Here is a 17,084-nt window from a genome sequence, read left to right on the forward strand (position 1 = left end):
CGGTGGGGGCGAGGAGGGCGGCGAGGGTGGCGGCCCGGAGCAGTTCCGCGCGGCGGCGGCGGTCGACCTCGCCGCCGAGGAACGGGGTGGAGTTCATCAGGCCGAACGCGGCGTGGGCCAGCACCCGCGCCTCACCGTCGGGCAGCCCCGGGTGCAGCGCGGTCAGCACCGTCACCCACTCCTCGACGTAGAGCCGCTGGAGCCGGCGGATCTTGCGGCGCGGCTCGTCGGGGAGCCGATCCAGCTCGTGCAGGTGCAGCGCGATCACCGCCGGGTTGGCCAGCGCGAAGTCGACGTGGAAGTCGATCAGCGACTCCAGCGCGCCGCGCGGGTCGTCCGGGTGACCGGCGGCCCGGTCCCGGCCGCCGTCGAGCAGCCCCTCGCTGACCGGGATCAGCGCGGCGACCAGCATCGCCTCCTTGCCGGCGAAGTGGTGGTAGAGCGCCGGACCGGTCACCCCCGCGGCGGCGCCGATGTCGTCCATCGACACGCCGTGGTAGCCGCGTGCGGCGAAGAGGCCGACCGCGATCTCCAGGATCTCGTCCCGACGGGACCGCCGGCGACCCGCGCCCGTCGCGCCGTTCGCCCCGCCCCGCGCCTGCTGTTCCACCGCCACCGGGCAAGCCTAGACCGCGCACCGGCCGTGGTGGAGGCTCGGTTACCCGTCGGTCGGTCCACCGCCCCGCGTGCGCCCCCCGGCGGGAGCGCGACCCCCGTCAGTCCTCCTCGATGCCGTGCTCGGCGCGCAGCTTCGCCGCCTCGGCCGACCGGCCCAGCTCGTCCAGGGCCCGGGCCAGCAGCCAGGCCGCCTGGCTCGCCGGCCGGGAGTCGGACGGCAGCCCACCCAGCACCTCGCGGAGCAGGCGCTCGGCGTCGGCCGGCCGGTCGCTGCGCAGCAGCAGGTCGCCGGTGAGGAGTTCGACCTGTGCCGCCTCGCCGAACGCCTCGATCGACCGCAGCCGGCCCGCCACCCCGTCCAGGCGGTCCAGCGCGGCGACGGTACGGCCCTCGGCGGTCAACACCCGGGCCACCGCCTCGGCGGCCAGCGCCCGCTCGTACGTCACCACGGGCGGCTCCTCGGGCAGCCCGGTGAGCGCCGCCATGGCCACGTCCACCACGTCGACCAGCGCCGAGGCGGCCGGCAGGTCACCGGCCCAGAAGAGGGCCAGCAGCTGCCGCCGCCGGGCGCGCAGCTCGTCCAGCGGCAGCTCGGCCAGCCGGTACGCCGAAGCCGCCGCGGCGAACCGCTGCGCGGCCACCGCGTCCCGGTCGGCGTCGTAGAGGACCCCGCCGGCCTCCTCCAGCACCTGCGCCCGGTGCGGGAGGTTGTCCGGGCTGTCCAGGTTCTCCGCGAGCTGCTCCAGCAGCGCCAGCGCGGGATCGATCTCGCCCAGGCTCTCGTAGACGCCGGCCAGCAGGTGCCGGCACCGGTCCGCCTCGGCCTGCGCACCGAGCCGGTCCAGCCCGAGCACCGCCTCCTCCGCCACCTCGGCGGCTTCGCTCATCCGGCCGGCCACCCGGTAGGCGTTGGCCAGCTCCCACCGCAGGAACGCGTCGCCCTGGGCGCCCTGCTCCACGCAGAGGGTCACCGCCTCGGCCAGGTCGTCCACGGCGTCGCCGGCCCGGTCTGCGGCGAGCAGTGCCCGGCCCCGGGCCACCCGGACGGCGAGCCGGGCGTCCGCCGGGGCCACCCGCAGCGCCTCGTCACAGGCGGCGACGGCCTCGGCGGGGTCGTCGGCCCAGCGGGCGTACGCCAGGCAGGCGGCGGCCAGCATGCCGGCCGAGCCCACCTCGCGGCTGAGCCGGCGGGCCCGCTCGGCCGCCTCGCCCACCTCCTCGCCGCGTTCCAGCTCCTCCAGGATGTGCGCGCGGTGCAGCGCCACCCGGGCCGCCAGCCACGGGTCGACGTCCGCCTCGGCGGCGGCCCGGTCGACCTCGTCGAGCGCGTCGGCCCAGCGCTGCCGGTGCACGTACGCCAGGGCCAGCCGGTCGTGGGCGGCGGCCCGCTCCCGCTGGTCGCCGTGCCGGTCGAGCTGCTCCGCCGACTCGCGGGCCAGGGCCAGGCCCTCCTCGGCACCCTCGTCGGTCATGCAGAGCAGCGCGCCGAGACGCCCCGCCACCACCTGCGCGCGCACCGGGTCGGGCACCTCCCGCCAGGCGGCCAGCGCGATCCGGTTGGCCTCGACGGAGGCCGCCGGGTCACCGTCGTCGTTCAGCTCACCCGCGCGCAGTTCCAGCCGCCGCGCCACGGTGGCCGCGGGCAGCTCCGCGGCACCGAAGCGCTCGTCGTACGCCTTCAGGACGGTGGCGCAGTCGTCGGTGCGGTGGGTGCGCCAGCACTCGTCGGCGAGGGCCAGCAGCTCCTCGGCGCTCGCCCCGGCCGGCACCTGCACCGGCTCCGCCGCGGGCACGTCGGCCGGGGCGGGCTGCGGGGTGCGGGCCGGGCGGCGACGCAGGCTCGCCGAGAGCGGCAGGTGCTCCCCGACGGGCTGCGCGGCGAGCCGCCGCGCGACCACCTCCGACTGGTACGCCGTGCCGTTGCGCGCGTCGAACCGGGCGGCCAGCGCGGTGGCCGTGTCGGTCAGCTCGGCGGCGAGCGCGGCCACCGGCACCTCCCCGGCCGGTCGGTCGCCGAACGCCCGGCGGTGCACGGTCAGCTCGCCCGGCACCTGCCGCAGCGCCGCCGCGGCGGTGGCCGCGAAATGCATCGCGGCGGCCGGGGTGGGTGCCCGGTCCAGCCAGTCCAGGTGCCGCTCGACGAGTTCCAGGGCGCGGGCGTCGTTGCCGGTCACCGTGCAGAACTCGACGTGGTCGGCGATCTCCCAGAGATCGGAGAGGTTCGACCGCAACCGCCGGTACGCCTCCCGGTGCGCGTCCCGCGCGGCCTCCCCCCGCCCGGTGCCCAGGTACGCCGGCAGCAGCGCGGTGAGGATCGCCTGCGGCTGCTCGGTGCAGCTGAGCCGGCCGGCGAGCACCGGCTCGGCCAGCGCCACCGCCTCGTCGTGCCGGCCCACCTCGGACAGGTGGTGCACCTGCGTGGTCGGGTCACAGCCGGCGCAGTCGGAGAGTGCGTCCCGGGGGGTGGTCATCCACCGGCGGTACCACTCGGCCGCCTCGTCGTGCGCCCCGAGGTGCGACGACACCAGGTAGCGGTGCTTGTACACGGCCTGCAGCGAGTGCCCGGTGTCCCGGTAGCGCCGCTCCATGTCCTCCAGCACCGCGTAGGTGCGGTCCAGCGGCAGCTCGGGGAACTTCAGCATCGCGCTGATCATGTACTTGAAGTGCCAGAGCAGCTGGTGGGCGAAGCGCTGGTGGTACGGCTGCGGGTCCCGGTCGAACTCCGCCAGGCACCAGGAGAAGGTGACGAAGGACTTCGCCGGCTCACCGCCGTAGACGTACGAGGTGGTGGCCTGCATCCGGGCGGCGAAGGCGAGATGCCGGTCGTCGCCGGCGTCGGCGCGCCGGATCAGCTGTTCCAGGGCGGCGGTCTGCCCCGCCCCGTACGGCATGTTGTGGGCCTCGTGCAGCACCCGCCACAGGTCGTCGTCGCTCACGGTCGGTTCACTCCCGTCCCGGTACGGCCCGGCCGAGCAGGCCGAGGAAGGAACTGTTCAGCAGGGCGGCGTCGGCCGCGCGGATGGGGTGGTGCCCGAGCAGCAGTGCCTGCCCGTAGAGCGCCTCGACGGCGAGCCCGACCAGCTCCGGGTCGGTCAACGTGGTGACCCGGCGGACCAGCGGGTTGCGGTGGTTGAGCACCAGTTGCGGGCGGTCCGGCGGGGCGGAGGCGGCCAGCGCGTCCAGCACGCCGCCCCACAGCTCGTCGGCCTTCTCCCGGCTGGCGGCGAGCTGGTCGTTGAACGCCGCCGAGCGGCTGACCAGGTAGAGCGCCGGCAGCGAGACCGGATCGTACGCCCGGACGACCACCTCGCAACCGAGCCGTTCCAGGGCCCGCTGGGCGCCGGTCAGGAACGGCCGCAGCGCCAGCTCGACGTGCGGTTCGAGCGCCTCGAAGCGGGTGGTCAGGTCGCTGGGCTCCAGCCGTTCGATGAGCACCGACCGGTCCACCGCGGGCAGCCGCTCGATCAGCTCGGTGTCGTACGTGTAGCCGCCGTTGACCACGGCCAGGTCCTGCGCCGCCGCGACCGCGGCGAGCTGGCGGAACTCGTCGAGGCCGGCGGCGTACCGGATCAGGCCGTGGCGCCGGCGGAACTCGGCGAGGGTGAGCGTGCCGACGTTGGTGTCCATCGGCCACCACTGGTCGACCAGGCGGAGCATCTCGTCGTCGTGCAGGGCGAGCGCCTTGACCCCGAGGTGGTGCACCTGGAGGAACTCGGCGAGCCGGCGCGGGTCGTGCCTGGCCAGCCGGACCAGCCAGCCGCGCACCTGGTCGCCGAGGGCGTCCCGGGTGCCGGTGAGCAGGGTGTCCTCGTAGAGCGCCTCGCGGCTGGCGGTGGGCCGCAGCTCGCTGGCGTCGACCACGCAGTGCGCGAAGAAGGCCCAGTCCGGCAGCAGCCCGTCGGCGTGCTCGGTGAGCAGCATCCGCTTCAGGTAGACCCGGTGCCCGGCGCGCGCCGCCGGGTTCACCGGGGTGGGCAGGATGAACGCCACGCCGGTCAGCCCGGCCTCCGGCACCGCGAGCGGCACCACGTCGAACGGCACGAAGCCGAGGGTCTCCTGCGCGTAGCGGACCAGGGCCGCCCGGTCCAGCGGGGCGCCCGGGGTGGTCGGCCAGGGCGGCGGACCGGAGGTGGTCGGGGTGTCGCCGACCCGGACGTCGACCGGCAGCAGGCTGCCGTAGAGGCGCGCGAGCTCGGTCACCGTCGGCACGCCGAACCACTGGTCGGCGTCGCGGCGCGGCACCAGCGTGACGGTGGTGCCGGGCTCCGGCCGGGCCTGCTCGGGCTCGGCGAGGCGGACCGCGTAACGGCCGTCGGACCAGCCCGTCCAGAGCACGGTCGGCTGGTCGGCGTGCCGGGTGACCACCCGGATCTCGTCGGCGACCAGGAAGCAGGAGAGCAGGCCGATGCCGAACTGGCCGAGGAACTCGTGCCGGGAGAAGCCCAGCTCGTCCCGCTTGGAGCTGCGGCCGATGGTGGCCAGCAGCTCGTGCACCTGCCCCTCGGTGAGGCCGACCCCGGTGTCGTGCACCCGCAGGGTGCCGTCGCCGGTCAGCTCGGGCGGCTCGATCCGGACCCGGGCGGGGGCGTCCGGCTCGGTCGCCCGGCGGGCCGTGATCGCGTCGACGGCGTTCTGGAGCAGTTCCCGGACGTACACGCGTGGGCTGCCGTAGAGGTGATGACTGAGCAGGTCGACCACGCCACGGAGGTCGACCTGGAAGGTGCGGTCCACGCGCTCTCCCCGGTCGGATTCGGCGCTCACCGTACCGGTGATCACCGACGCTGTCCGACCCCTTTCCGGCCGGGTTGACCCTCGACCCGGTGGAGGCGGCAGGGTCCGTCGGCATGACCGACACCCCGCTCGGGCGCGACTACCGGCTGCTCTGGTCCGCCGCCGTCTGCTCCCGGTTCGGCGACGCCCTGCGTACGCCGGCGCTGGCCCTGCTGGCCGCGTCGCTGACCCGCGATCCCCGGGCGGTGGCCCTGGTGACCGTCGCCGGGCAGCTCCCGCCGCTGCTGCTCGGCCTGCTCGGCGGCGTGTACGCGGACCGCTGGGACCGCCGCCGGACGATGGTGCTGGTGGACGGCCTGCGGGCGGTGGTGGTCGCCGCGCTGGCCGGGGCGGTGGTGATGGACGGAGCCGGTGTGCCGGCGCTGGTGGTGACGGCGTTCCTGCTCGCCGCGCTCGGCGTGCTCTTCGACGCCGCCTCGTTCGCGCTGCTCCCCGCGCTGGTGCCCGCGCCGGCCCTGCCCACCGCCAACGGGCGCCTCCAGGCCGGCACCGCGCTGGCCGGCGGGCTGATCGGTGCCCCGCTGGCCGGTGTCCTCTTCGCGCTCTCGCCGGCCGCCCCGCTGACCGTGGACGCCGTCACCTTCGCCCTCGCCGCCCTGCTCACCCTCGCCCTGTCCCGCTCCGCCGCCGCTCCGGGCGGACGGGAGAGCCGGCACGCGCCCGGGAACGCCAGGCGGTCGGTGTGGCGGGAGGCCGCCGACGGGGTGCGGTGGCTGCGGGGCGAGCCGACAATGTGGCGAATCACCCTGCTCACCGCGGGGACGAACCTGGCGATCAGTGCGCTGATGGCGGTGCTGGTGCTCTACACGCTGGACGTGCTGCGCGTCCCGCCGGCCGGGTACGGGCTGTTCATGGCGGCGGTGGTGCTCGGCGGGCTGGCCGGGGCGCTCGGTGCGGGCCGGCTGGCCGCCCGGCTGGGCACCACCGCCGCGCTGCGTGCGGTGCTCGCCACCCAGACCGTCGCCCTGGCCGGGTTCGCGCTGGTCCGGCACCCGGTGGCGGCGGGACTCACGCTGGCCGTCTTCGCGGCCGGCGGCACGGTGTGGAACAGCCTCTGGGCGGCGTACGGGCAGACTCGGGTGCCGACCGCGTTGCTCGGTCGGGTGGGTGCCACCCAGCGGATGGCCGCACTGCTCACCGCGCCGGTCGGCGCGACGCTCGCCGGGCTGGCCGGGGCCGCGTACGGGGTGGGGCCGGTGGTCGGGGCGGCGGCGGTGGTCTTCGCGCTGGTCACGCTCGCGGCGTGGCGGGCACTGCGGCCGGCCGTACCGCAGCCGGAGCACGCCCCGCCCACCACCGCCGGGACAGCAGCCCGGCCAGGGCCGCCCCGGTCGCGTTGAGCAGCACGTCGTCGACGGAGGTGACCCGGCCGAGGTCCAGCGCGTACTGGGCGGACTCGACCAGCACCGAGCCGGCGGCCCCGAGCAGGAAGAGCCGGCCGACGCCGGCCAGGGCGGCGGAGCGTACCGGGGCGAGGAAGCCCAGCGCGGCGAAGACCAGCAGGTTGCCGACCACCTGGACCACGACGGTGGCCGGTGGGCCGGCCTCGACGAGATCGGCGAGATCGCGCAGCGGCACCAGCTTCACCTCGCCGGGCGCGGCGCGCGGGGTGAGGATCATCCACACCCAGGGCAGCGTCCCGGCGACCAGGCCCACCTCGGCGGCGCTGCGCCGCCACGCCTCCCGGCGGGTCGGCGCGGCCCGGACCCGGGCCAGCAGCGCGACGAGCAGCACCGTCACCGGCACCGCGACCAGCGTGGCGAGCAGCACGTCGCCCCACTCCCGCCACACCTGCCCCATCGGTGCAGCCTAGCCCGGCCGCCGGGCCAAACCGGAGAGGCGCAGCGCCAGCCGCCGACGGACGGTCGGCGGTGCGGTGACGGCCCGGAGCAGCAGGTCGCGCAGCGGTCGGACGGCCGGCGGAACGGTGGCGAGCCGGGTCAGCCGCTCGGCGAAGCCGGCGACCTCCTCGGCGAGTGGGCGGCGCGCGGCCGAGTAGTCGTCGAGCAGGGTGTCGGGCCCCCCGGCGACCACCTCGGCGAGGGTGTCGCCGAGGGCGACCGCGTCGCAGATGCCGAGGTTCATCCCCTGCCCGCCGGCCGGGCTGTGCACGTGCGCGGCGTCACCCGCCAGCAGCACCGGGCCGGCGCGGTAGGTCTCGGCGACCCGATGATGGATCCGGAACCGGGAACTCCAGAGCACGTCCGTCACCCGGTCCGGCCGTCGGGCCGGCCCGCGCTCGTCGAGCAGCGCCTGGAAGTACCCCGCCTCCGGCGCGCGGGGGGCCTGGGCGACCGCAGCGACCACCCGGACCACCCCGTCCGGCAGCGGCGCCCAGACCAACGGCCCCGACCGGGCCAGGAAGAGCGCGATCTCGTCGCGGGGCAGCGCGCTGCGTACCCGCACGTCGGCGAGGACGAACGACTCGCCACGGTCGTCCGGTCCACCGAAGCCGATCCCGGCCAGCTCGCGCACGGTGCTGTGCATGCCGTCCGCGCCGATCACCCACCGGGCGCGGACGCGGGCGCCGTCGGCGAACCCGACCACTGCGCCGGCGTCGTCGCGGTCGAGGCTGCTCACCTCGTACGGCCGGTGCACCCGGGCACCGAGCGCGGTGAGCCGTTCGGTCAGCACGGCCTCGGTGACCGCCTGGGAGACCAGCAGCGCGTACGGGTAGCGGCTCGGCAGGTCGCCGAAGCCGATGCCGAACAGCACCCGGTCGCGGTTGCGGACGGTGAACCGGCGCGACGCCGCTCCCCGGGCCACCAGCGGCGCGGCGGCGCCGATCCGGTCCAGCACCTCCAGGGTGTACGCGTGCACGACGGCGGCCCGGGAGGTGACCGGCGGTTGCGCGGCGCGGTCGACCACGGTCACGTCGACCCCGCGACGGGCGAGGGTGGCGGCGACGGCGAGGCCGGTCGGCCCGGCCCCCACCACCAGGACGTCGGTGCGCTCGGGCACCATGGCCCACCTCCAATGTCAACAATTGTTTGCCAACGCTTGTAGGCAAGGCTAGGCCGGGGCGAAACTTCGTGTCAACGCTTGTTGGCATAGAGTCGGAGACATGACCGCCGCCACCCCCGCCCGCCGCTCGGACGCCACCCGCGCCGCGATCCTGCGCGCCGCCCGGGAACGGTTCGCCGCCGACGGGTACGAGCGCGCCACCATCCGCGCCATCGCCGCCGACGCCCGGATCGACCCGTCGATGGTGATGCGCTACTACGGCAACAAGGAGGCGTTGTTCGCGGCGGCGGCCGAGTTCGACCTCCGGCTGCCCGACCTGACCGACGTGCCGACCGGGCAGCTCGGCGAGGTGCTGGTCCGGCATTTCCTGAACCGCTGGGAGGGCGACGAGACGCTCGCCGCCCTGCTCCGGGCGGCGAGCACCAACCCGGGTGCCGCGCAGCGGATCCGCGACATCTTCGCCGACCAGCTCACCGCGGCAGTGGCGCGGTTCGGCACCGACCCGGCGACCACCGCCCGGCGCGCCGGTCTGGTGGCCAGCCAGACCCTCGGCCTGGCCTTCACCCGCTACATCGTCGGCCTGCCGCCCATGGTGGACGCGACGCCGGCCGAGTTGGTCGCCTGGGTCGGCCCCACCCTCCAGCGCTACCTGACCGGGACGGCCCCGGACGGGCGTACCCCGTGACGACGGCGGCCGTGGCCACCCAGCGGTGACCACGGCCGTCGGTGCCACGGAACGGATCAGCCGGCGAGGCCGCCCGGCTGGTCGCCCTTCACGACGGGCGCCCGGACCAGGTTGCCCCACTCGGTCCACGAGCCGTCGTAGTTGCGCACCTGCGGGTAGCCGAGCAGGTGCCGCAGCACGAACCAGGTGTGGCTGGACCGTTCACCGATCCGGCAGTACGCCACCACGTCGTCCGACGGGCTCAGCCCAAGCTGGTCGGCGTAGATCGCGCGCAGCTCGTCGGCGGACTTGAAGGTGCCGTCCTCGTTGGCGGCCGACTTCCACGGCTTGTTGACCGCGCCCGGGATGTGCCCGCCGCGCAGCGCGCCCTCCTGCGGGTAGTCCGGCATGTGCAGCATCTCGCCGGTGTACTCGCCGGGCGAACGAACGTCCACCAGCGGCCGGCCGGCGGCCACGTGCGCCAGCACCTGCTCGCGGTACGCCCGGATCGGCGTGTCGTCACGCTGCGGCACCGGGTACTCGGCGCGAGGGCGGGTCACCTTCTCCCGGGTCAGCTCCCGCCCCTCGGCGATCCACTTCTGCCGGCCGCCGTCGAGCAGCCGCACGTCGGGGTGGCCGAAGAGAGAGAAGACCCAGAGCGCGTACGCGGCCCACCAGTTGAAGTTGTCGCCGTAGAAGACCACCGTGTCGTTCCGGCCGATGCCCTTGGCGGCGCACATCTCGGCGAAGCTCTTGGCGTCGAGGTAGTCCCGGGTGACCTGGTCGTTCAGCTCGGTGTGCCAGTCGACCTTGACCGCACCCGGGAGGTGACCGGTGTCGTAGAGCAGCACGTCCTCGTCGGACTCGACCACGACGAGGCCCTCGTCGCCCAGGTGCTCGGCCAGCCACTCGGTGGTGACCAGGCGCTGCGGATCGGCGTACGACTGGAGGCGGGGATTCGGATCGCTCGGCACAGGCATGATCCCCAAGGTACGCCCGAATTCGGGCACGGTGACCGGCCCTCGGAAATCGGGTGCCGCGGACGTGACCGACGGCACGGCGACCACTGAGGATCGACGCGCACCCGGTGGGCCGGGCGACGGTCAGGCGCGGCGGTGCACCAGCCGCCCGGCGACCACGGTGGCGAGGCAGCGGCCGTCGTCGGCGAAGACGGCCAGGTCGGCGCGGCCGGCCGGAACCAGCGCCGGCGGGCGTACCCGATCGAGCACCGCGACGTCGTTGCGGGCGGCGGCGGCCCGCAGCTCCGGCTCGGTGACGTGCGCGGCGAGCACCGCGGCGACGCCGAGCCGGAACAGCGCGTGCACCCGCTCGCGCGGGCTCGGTGCGGGCGGCAGCGGTCCGTCGTGCACCAGCGCCGGCCCGAGGGTGCCGGCCCACCGCCGCACCCGCACCTGCGGGTACGCCTCAATCAGCTCGTCCAGCGGCGCGACCGCCTCGATCCGGTTCCCGGCGACCAGCACCGCCCGACCGGGCACCGGCTCGTCGTCCAGGGTCGGCCGGAACAGCGTCGCGGCGTGGATGGTCCGCACGGTCAGTCGGCGATCGGCCCGAGCAGCGGGCGCTTGGCGGTGACCGTGTCGCCGGAGGAGCGGCCGGTCAGCCGGCGCTTGATCCACGGGGCCAGGTGGCGGCCGGCCCAGCGCAGGTCGGCGGCGCGGGCGGCCAGCCAGGGGGTGGGGGCCGGCCGCTCGGGGACCAGCAGCCACTCCTCGTCGCAGCCGACGCCGAGCGCGGTCAGCACCTGGGCGGCGACCCGCCGGTGCCCGGCGGCCGAGAGGTGCAGCCGGTCGGTGCTCCACAGCATCGGGTTGAGGAAGGTGTCGTCGGCGTACAGGTCGACCATGATCGCGCCGTGCCGCTCGGCGGTCTCGCCGACCGCCCGGTTGAGCAGCTCGATCCGGGGAGCGACCAGACGCTGGCCGGGCAGCCGCGCCATCACGTCGGCGAACCGGAAGAGGATCACGTCGGCGCCGCCGGAGCGGAGCTGCCGGACCACGTCGTCGAAGCGGGTGACCAGGGCGTCCGGGTCGAAGTTGCGGCGCAGCACGTCGTTGCCGCCGGCCGCGAAGCTGATCAGATCCGGTTTCATCGCCAGCGCGGCGGGCACCTGCTCGGCCACCACCCCGGGAAAGAGGCGGCCCCGGATCGCCAGGTTGGCGTACCCGAAGTCCGGACCGGCCTCGGCGGCCAGCCGGGTCGCCACCAGGTCCGCCCACCCGCGGTAGGTGCCGTCCGGGTACGCGTCGTCCATGCCCTCGGTGAAGCTGTCCCCCACCGCGACGAAGCTGCGCCAGCGCACGCCGCCTCCCTCACGCTCTTGGTTGCCTGCGGCGACCAGTCTGTCACCGGGTCGGTTCCCGGCGCTGCCACCCGTGGGGCGAACGTGGCAAAGGTCATCGATCCGGCTCGACCACGGACCTGCGGTACGGCCCCAGCCGACGAACCGCGCGAACAGCTCGCGCGGGGTCGGGCCGTCGTGCGGATTCAGCCGGAACAGGTCGTGGGTCGCCTCGTGGTAGAGCCCGGAGAGGTAGATGGCCAGGTCGACGGGGTGGTCGGCGTACTCGATCTGGCCGCGATCTCCTGATCGTTACCCCGCTCGATCGTCCAGCGGCGAGCCCCCGTTGTGGCAGAGCGTTTCCGGCGCGCCAGGGCGCTGGGGCGGACGACAGGAGGCCAGCAGGGTTACCGGCGGTCCGCGACAGCGAGGGTACGGCCCAGGGCCGCACCCTCGCTGAAGGTCAGCAGTACAGATTGCCGCCCGGGTCCACGCCCAGGATCTGCGCGAACCGCTGGTAGGTGGTGACCCGGTTCTGCACGGTGGCCGGGTTGCGGCCGTCGCACTCCAGGGCGCCGTTGATGCTGCGGATGGTGCCGCCGAATCCCTGCGAGCCGAGGATCGCCGAGTGCGCGGGCTGGCTGTTCGGGCCGTTCTGGGTCATCCAGTACCAGACGCCGGTCTGCCACGCCACCGACGACTCGTTCTTGACCCGGTCCGGGTTGTTCAGCAGGTCGATCCCCAGCGCGTCACCGGCGGCCTTGTAGTTGAAGTTCCAGCTCAACTGGATCGGGCCCCGACCGTGGTAGGCCGACTGGCCTGCCGGGCAGCCGTACGGCTGGGATCGGTCGCAGTACAGCGGCCAGTTCGCCTGGTTCTGCTCCTCGACGTAGCGCAGCTGGCCCGACTCGTGATCGATGTTGGCCAGGAACGCCGCCGCCTCACGCTTACGCGCGGTGGCGTCGCCGGTGCCGGTGAACGCCGGATACTTGCGGGCCGCGTCGATCAACCCGGCGTACGAGTAGAACGGGATGCGCAACGGGAACATCTGGTTGTACTGCGCCTCGCTGACCGGGAACCCGTTGGTGCCGCCACTCGGAGGCGGAGTGGTGCCGCCCCCGCCGGAGCAGGTGTACGGCTCCCAGTACCAGGTGCTGATGACCGGGTCGTACCCGGGATTCTCGTGCTTTGCCCGGTAGTGGTTGCCGTTGGTGTAGCGCACGATCGAGCCGGCCGGATAGAAGGTGCCCGCCGCCCAGTCCGGGTAGTTGCAGGTGCCGCCGCCTGCGCCACCACCGCCTCCACCGCAGGGACCGTTGTCCTGCCACACTCCGGATCCGCCGGTGCTGGGCGTCTCGTACTGCGTCCACCACTTCGCGGTCCAGTTCCGGCCCTGGTGCGAGACGCGCATGGAAGCGGTGTAGACCGCACTGTTGTTGTACGCCGCCGCGCAGGCTTCGGCCGCAGCCGATGGCGTCGTCGGCAGCAGCGCCGCGGCAGCACCCGCGACGGCCAGGCTGACCGTCGCGATGATCGCCATCAGGCGTCTTTTGAACATGGTGGGGGCACCTCTCGGCAAGGTCGTGGACACGACGGAAGTACAGCATCGAGTCCCTTGGATATACCCCAGGCGAGCCCTTACTGTAAACAAAGTTCCGTAATTAATTCTTCGCCTTCAGCAGGTCGGTCCCCCGCCTCCTCTGCCACCGAGGTCGCGATCGCCCGCTTCGGATCCCCACCCGGAGACAACCCGCCGTCGGCGATTTCGCCGGGCACGACGACGGCGGGCCACCCCCCGTCGGTGTGGCCCGCCGTCGTTGGTTCCCCGGATCAACCGAGCAGGCGACCCCAAGGGGTGGCGGCCGGCATCTGCAGGCTGCTCAGCACCCGGCCGTTCGCGGCGTATCGGACGAGGCGGTAGGCGGGGGCGTCGTCACCCAGAGTGGCGGTGTTGATCTGGGCGACGAGCGTGCCGTCCGGGAGGAAGCGGACCTGCTCGGTCAGGCCGTGGCCGGTCGCCTTCCGCCCTGCGGAACCGCCGGTCATCGATCCACCGAGACAATCCCTCCCGACCTCGGTACGCCGCGACGCCGGTCACCAGGACGGTGAGGAGAAGGGTCCAGAACCAGAACCGGCCTCCCACCCCGCCCGGCGGCCTCGCGTCACGGATGCGCCCGTCGCTGATCACGTCGTCGGCCACGTCGACGGCGAGCACCTGCTCCGGCGCGGTCATCACGGTGCGCGGTGCGGCAGCCCCCGGCGACAACGCCAGCACCCGCACGCTGCGGACGTTGGGATACGCCGTGCGCTTATCCATCTCCAAGGGCTGGTCGAACCGGTCCCGAGACAGTGGTTCGGGCTGGTACGCCACCACCACCGCCGACCCGTCCTGGGCCCAGCCGAGCAGCCGGATCGCGGTCACGCCGGTCACGCCGGGCAGGCGCAACGGGTCGGCGTCCCGACCGGTGCGGGGATCGATCCGGCGCAGGCTCCAGGTGGTGCTACCGCCCTGCCGGGTGACGAGCGTCAGCGCCCCGTCCTCCGTCCACGCGCCTTTGCCGCCGAGCCAGGACTCGGTGGGCAGCCCGAAGGATGAGATCTCCCGGCCGTCGAGATCGGCGACCGCCACCGTGCGTCCGTACTGGTAGGCCAGTCGGGTCCCGTCCCGGGCGAAGGCAACGGCAGAGCCGAAGTGCGCTTCCTGAGCACCGTCAGCGAACTGGGTCCACCGGTCGCCGCCGAGGGTGACGATGCTCAGCACGGAGGTGTAGGTCGCGCCGGTGAAAGCCACTGGCTTGTCGTCGCGGACCACCAGATGCCCGCCATCCGGCGACCACGCCAGCGGAATGGTCGACACGCTGTCGGCGACCATGCTGGGCAGTCGCCGAGTGCGGCCAGCAACCAGGTCGACGATGTCGATCCGTGGCTCGTCCTGGGAGCCGGCCGGCCTGGCCACGTACCGGCCGTCGGGCGAGAGCAGGACCTTCTCGCCGGCCGGCGCCTCGTAACCGACGGGCATGATCCGGTAGTGGTCCGAGTCGGCGCTGACGATCCCGACGACTCCATCCTCGTCCCAGCCCTGCAGGCGCGGCGCCTGTCCGCTGAAGAGGACCGACGCGGGACCGAGGCGCGGCCGGTCGGTGGCGTGCAGCGTACCGATCGGGGGCAGTGCGATCCGGTCGGGCAGCGCGGCGTCCGCGCTGGCCGCCTGATCGACGTCGGGGGTACGCCCCGACGGCAGCACCAGCCCGGCCAGCGCGACCAGCACCAGTGCCGCTCCTGCCGCGAGCGCTCCCCGGCGGCGGGAGCGTCGCGCGGTGGCTAGTGCGCGCTCGTACACCGGGTACGCGGGGACGTCCGTCGCGGCGGTGTGCAGGGCCTCGCGCAGTCGGTTGCTCATCGCGGGGCCCTCTCGGCTGTCCGGTCGACCAGGTCGGGGGCGATGGCCCGTAGTCGCCGCACCGCTTCGTGGCCGTGCCGCTTGACGGTGCCGACCGAGCAGCCGAGCACCTCGGCGACCTGGGCCTCGGTAAGGTCCTCGTAGAACCGCAGCACGATGACGGCCCGCTGGCGCGGGCTGAGTTGGCGCAGCGCAGCCGCCAGGCTCAGCCGCAGCGCGGTGGCGTCGGTGTGATCGGCGGCCGGCCGGTCGGTGGGTGTCGACTCCAGCCGCTCGGCCAGTCGGCGGCGTCGCCACCAGGAGACCTGCTGGTGGTACATCACCCGTCGCACATACGCCTCCGGGTCACCGCCGTGGATCCGCCGCCAGTGCCGGTACGTCCTGGCCAGGGCGCTCTGCAACAGGTCCTCGGCGAGCTGGTGATCGCCGGTGAGCAGGTAGGCGGTCCGGGACAGGGCCGGCGAACGCTGCACCACGAACTCGTGGAACGTCTCGGTCATGCCCACCCCCTCCCCAGGTAAGACGCCTCCGCTCAGGTGGATGGTTGGGGTCGGAGGCGGATCAAGCACCCAGCTCGCCCGGCTGCGACGGAGGCGGGCCGCCCCGAAGGACGGCCCGCCTCTGTCGTACCCGACGGGTCAGTCCGCGGCGGCGATGATCTGCATCGACGCCAGGCTGCCCGGCTCGGCCTTCTCGGCGACCTTCTTCCCGGCCTTGTCGACGAGGATCAGGGTGTACCGGCCGCCGCTGCGCACCCGGGCCACCAGCGAGCCGTCCGCCTGGAAGTACGCCTGCCGCAGCTCACGGCCGCCCAGCGGCAGGGTGATCTCCTTGCCGGTCCGGGTGTCGAGCACGGCGTTGACCAGCAGGTCACGGGCGGCGTCGCCGGCTTCCTTGTCGCGGTCGATGCGGAACAGCGCGATCCGCCGCCCGTCCGGGGAGATGCCGGCGACGTCGAAGCAGACGTAGCGGCTGCCCTTGCTGCCGAGGCCGGGGATGGTGCGCCGCCCGGTGCCCGTCCGGTCGGTGACGACGACGGTGCCGTTGGTGCCGTCGGCGAAGGCCACCGTGCCGTCGGCGGCCCAGACCGGGTGGCAGCCCTCGAAGCCGGCCACCTCGGTGAAGGCGCGGGATGAGACGTCCAGCAGACCGGCCTTGCCGGGGCTGCCGTCCGCCGCGCCCACCCGCACGGTGAGCTGCCGCGAGTTCGGGGACCAGGTCGGCGACCAGCACGTCCCGTCGACCAGGTCGTGAAGCTTGCGCTTGCCGGAGCCGTCGAGGGCGGCGGTCCAGAGCGCGGCCTCGTCGTCGACCCAGGCCACCCGGCGGCCGTCCGGTGAGACGGCGGCGTTGAGCTGCGCCGCGTTCGTCGGCAGGGCGAGCCGTCGGACGGGAGTGTCACCCGGCGTCCACGAGTAGAGGTGGGCGGTGTCGGCCTCGCCCGAGCCGAACGGGCCGTAGTGGAGCCGGCCGAAGGCGGCGCTGGTGGTGGGCTCGCTGCTGGTCGAGGTGACCGGCGGGGCGACCGACGGGCTGGTGGTGGGCGACGGGGTAGGGGGGGCGGTGGGCGACGGGCTGGCGGTGACCGACGGCGTGGTGCCGGGGATCGGGTCGGCACCCCGGTTCGGCAGGATCGCGAAGGCGGTGCCGGTGGCCGCGCCCAGGAGCACCACCGCCGCGGCCGAGGTGGCGATCGCGCGCTGGATGCCGATCCGGCGGGACGTCCGCAGGGCGCGGTCCCGCAGGTCGACCGGGGTGACCTCCTCGGCCAGCTCGGCCAGGTCGAGCCGAAGACGCTGGTCGTTCATCGGGCGCTTCCTTCCAGGACGTACAGCTCGGCGAGCTCGGGTGCGACGGTGCGCAACTTGGCCAGGGCCTTGAAGGTCTGGCTCTTGACGGTGCCGACGGTGACGCCGAGCAGTTCGGCGGCCTCGGCCTCGGTGCGGTCCTCGAAGAAGCGCAGCACCAGCACGGCCCGCTGCTTCGGGGAGAGCTTGGCCAGCGCCGCTCGCAGGGTCAGCCGCAGGGTGGTCTGCTGGGCGTGGTCGGGGCCCGAGTCGCCTCCGCGTGGTTCGGGCAGCTCGCCCGTCATCGACTCGGGCACCCGCCGGCGTCGCCACCAGGAGACCTGCAGGTGATACATGATCTTGCGGGTGTACGCCTCGGCGTTGCCGCTGTCGTGCAGCCGGCCCCACGACCGGTGGGTACGGGCCAGCGCGGACTGGACCAGGTCCTCGGCGAGGTGCTGGTCACCGGTCAGTAGGTAGGCCGAGCGCAGCAGCGCCGGCGTCCGGGCACGGACGAACGAGTCGAACTCACTCAGCAGAGGGTCCACACGAGCCCATCCT

General features: G+C 74.2%; 15 protein-coding genes. 2 read left to right on the top strand and 13 right to left on the bottom strand.

The window, feature by feature from the left end; all coding sequences use genetic code 11:
• From ACSNN7_RS04700 to ACSNN7_RS04710, 3 genes are all read right to left on the bottom strand, one after another.
• Window positions 1-616, bottom strand: a 616-nt coding sequence (locus ACSNN7_RS04700; protein ID WP_436679391.1) for a TetR/AcrR family transcriptional regulator, incomplete at its 3' end; no start/stop codon positions are given.
• 100 nt (window positions 617-716) lie between these two features.
• Window positions 717-3,554: a hypothetical protein gene (locus ACSNN7_RS04705; protein WP_436679393.1), complete on the bottom strand. Its 2,838-nt coding sequence runs from the start codon at window positions 3,552-3,554 to the stop codon at window positions 717-719.
• A 7-nt stretch (window positions 3,555-3,561) separates the two neighbouring features.
• Complete coding sequence (locus tag ACSNN7_RS04710; RefSeq protein WP_436679394.1) at window positions 3,562-5,349, bottom strand: HSP90 family protein; 1,788 nt, start codon at window positions 5,347-5,349, stop codon at window positions 3,562-3,564.
• Between the two features lie 113 nt (window positions 5,350-5,462).
• On the opposite strand from ACSNN7_RS04710, the gene ACSNN7_RS04715 reads away from it, so the two are divergent.
• Window positions 5,463-6,749: an MFS transporter gene (locus ACSNN7_RS04715; protein WP_436679395.1), complete on the top strand. Its 1,287-nt coding sequence runs from the start codon at window positions 5,463-5,465 to the stop codon at window positions 6,747-6,749.
• Here ACSNN7_RS04715 and ACSNN7_RS04720 read toward each other — a convergent pair.
• Window positions 6,640-7,209: a VanZ family protein gene (locus ACSNN7_RS04720; RefSeq protein WP_436679396.1), complete on the bottom strand. Its 570-nt coding sequence runs from the start codon at window positions 7,207-7,209 to the stop codon at window positions 6,640-6,642. The two genes, ACSNN7_RS04715 and ACSNN7_RS04720, sit on opposite strands and share 110 nt — an antisense overlap.
• A 9-nt stretch (window positions 7,210-7,218) precedes the next feature.
• Complete coding sequence (locus ACSNN7_RS04725; RefSeq protein ID WP_436679397.1) at window positions 7,219-8,373, bottom strand: FAD-dependent oxidoreductase; 1,155 nt, start codon at window positions 8,371-8,373, stop codon at window positions 7,219-7,221.
• A gap of 100 nt (window positions 8,374-8,473) precedes the next feature.
• Here ACSNN7_RS04725 and ACSNN7_RS04730 point away from each other — a divergent pair, with 100 nt between their 5' ends.
• The gene (locus tag ACSNN7_RS04730; RefSeq protein WP_436679399.1) at window positions 8,474-9,058 is read left to right on the top strand and encodes a TetR family transcriptional regulator; all 585 of its coding nucleotides are present in this window, start codon (window positions 8,474-8,476) and stop codon (window positions 9,056-9,058) included.
• Window positions 9,059-9,114: 56 nt separating this feature from the next.
• On the opposite strand, the gene ACSNN7_RS04735 is transcribed toward ACSNN7_RS04730, so the two are convergent.
• From ACSNN7_RS04735 to ACSNN7_RS04770, 8 genes are all read right to left on the bottom strand, one after another.
• Entirely contained in the window at window positions 9,115-10,017 is a 903-nt protein-coding gene (locus ACSNN7_RS04735) for a sulfurtransferase (protein ID WP_436679400.1), read from the bottom strand.
• A gap of 123 nt (window positions 10,018-10,140) precedes the next feature.
• On the bottom strand, window positions 10,141-10,587 hold the full coding sequence (locus ACSNN7_RS04740; RefSeq protein ID WP_436679402.1) for an imidazolonepropionase-like domain-containing protein: 447 nt from the start codon (window positions 10,585-10,587) through the stop codon (window positions 10,141-10,143).
• Between the two features lie 2 nt (window positions 10,588-10,589).
• Window positions 10,590-11,357 (bottom strand): SGNH/GDSL hydrolase family protein, encoded by a 768-nt coding sequence (locus tag ACSNN7_RS04745; RefSeq protein ID WP_436679404.1) that lies wholly within the window; start codon window positions 11,355-11,357, stop codon window positions 10,590-10,592.
• Window positions 11,358-11,799: 442 nt separating this feature from the next.
• Window positions 11,800-12,894, bottom strand: a complete 1,095-nt coding sequence (locus ACSNN7_RS04750; RefSeq protein WP_436679406.1) for a glycoside hydrolase family 19 protein — start codon at window positions 12,892-12,894, stop codon at window positions 11,800-11,802.
• Between the two features lie 375 nt (window positions 12,895-13,269).
• Window positions 13,270-14,736, bottom strand: a complete 1,467-nt coding sequence (locus ACSNN7_RS04755) for a TolB family protein (RefSeq protein ID WP_436679408.1) — start codon at window positions 14,734-14,736, stop codon at window positions 13,270-13,272.
• A complete protein-coding gene (locus ACSNN7_RS04760; protein WP_436679410.1) occupies window positions 14,733-15,236 on the bottom strand; it encodes a SigE family RNA polymerase sigma factor in 504 nt (167 codons plus the stop codon). The genes ACSNN7_RS04755 and ACSNN7_RS04760 overlap by 4 nt, the downstream gene beginning before the upstream one ends.
• Before the next feature lie 138 nt (window positions 15,237-15,374).
• Window positions 15,375-16,544, bottom strand: coding sequence for a hypothetical protein (locus ACSNN7_RS04765; protein ID WP_436679412.1), 1,170 nt, complete (start codon window positions 16,542-16,544; stop codon window positions 15,375-15,377).
• Window positions 16,541-17,071, bottom strand: a complete 531-nt coding sequence (locus ACSNN7_RS04770; RefSeq protein ID WP_436679414.1) for a SigE family RNA polymerase sigma factor — start codon at window positions 17,069-17,071, stop codon at window positions 16,541-16,543. Before ACSNN7_RS04770 ends, ACSNN7_RS04765 begins: the two co-directional genes overlap by 4 nt.
• Window positions 17,072-17,084 lie beyond the last annotated feature (13 nt).

Source organism: Micromonospora sp. URMC 105 (assembly GCF_051386295.1).
Classification (GTDB): domain Bacteria; phylum Actinomycetota; class Actinomycetes; order Mycobacteriales; family Micromonosporaceae; genus Micromonospora.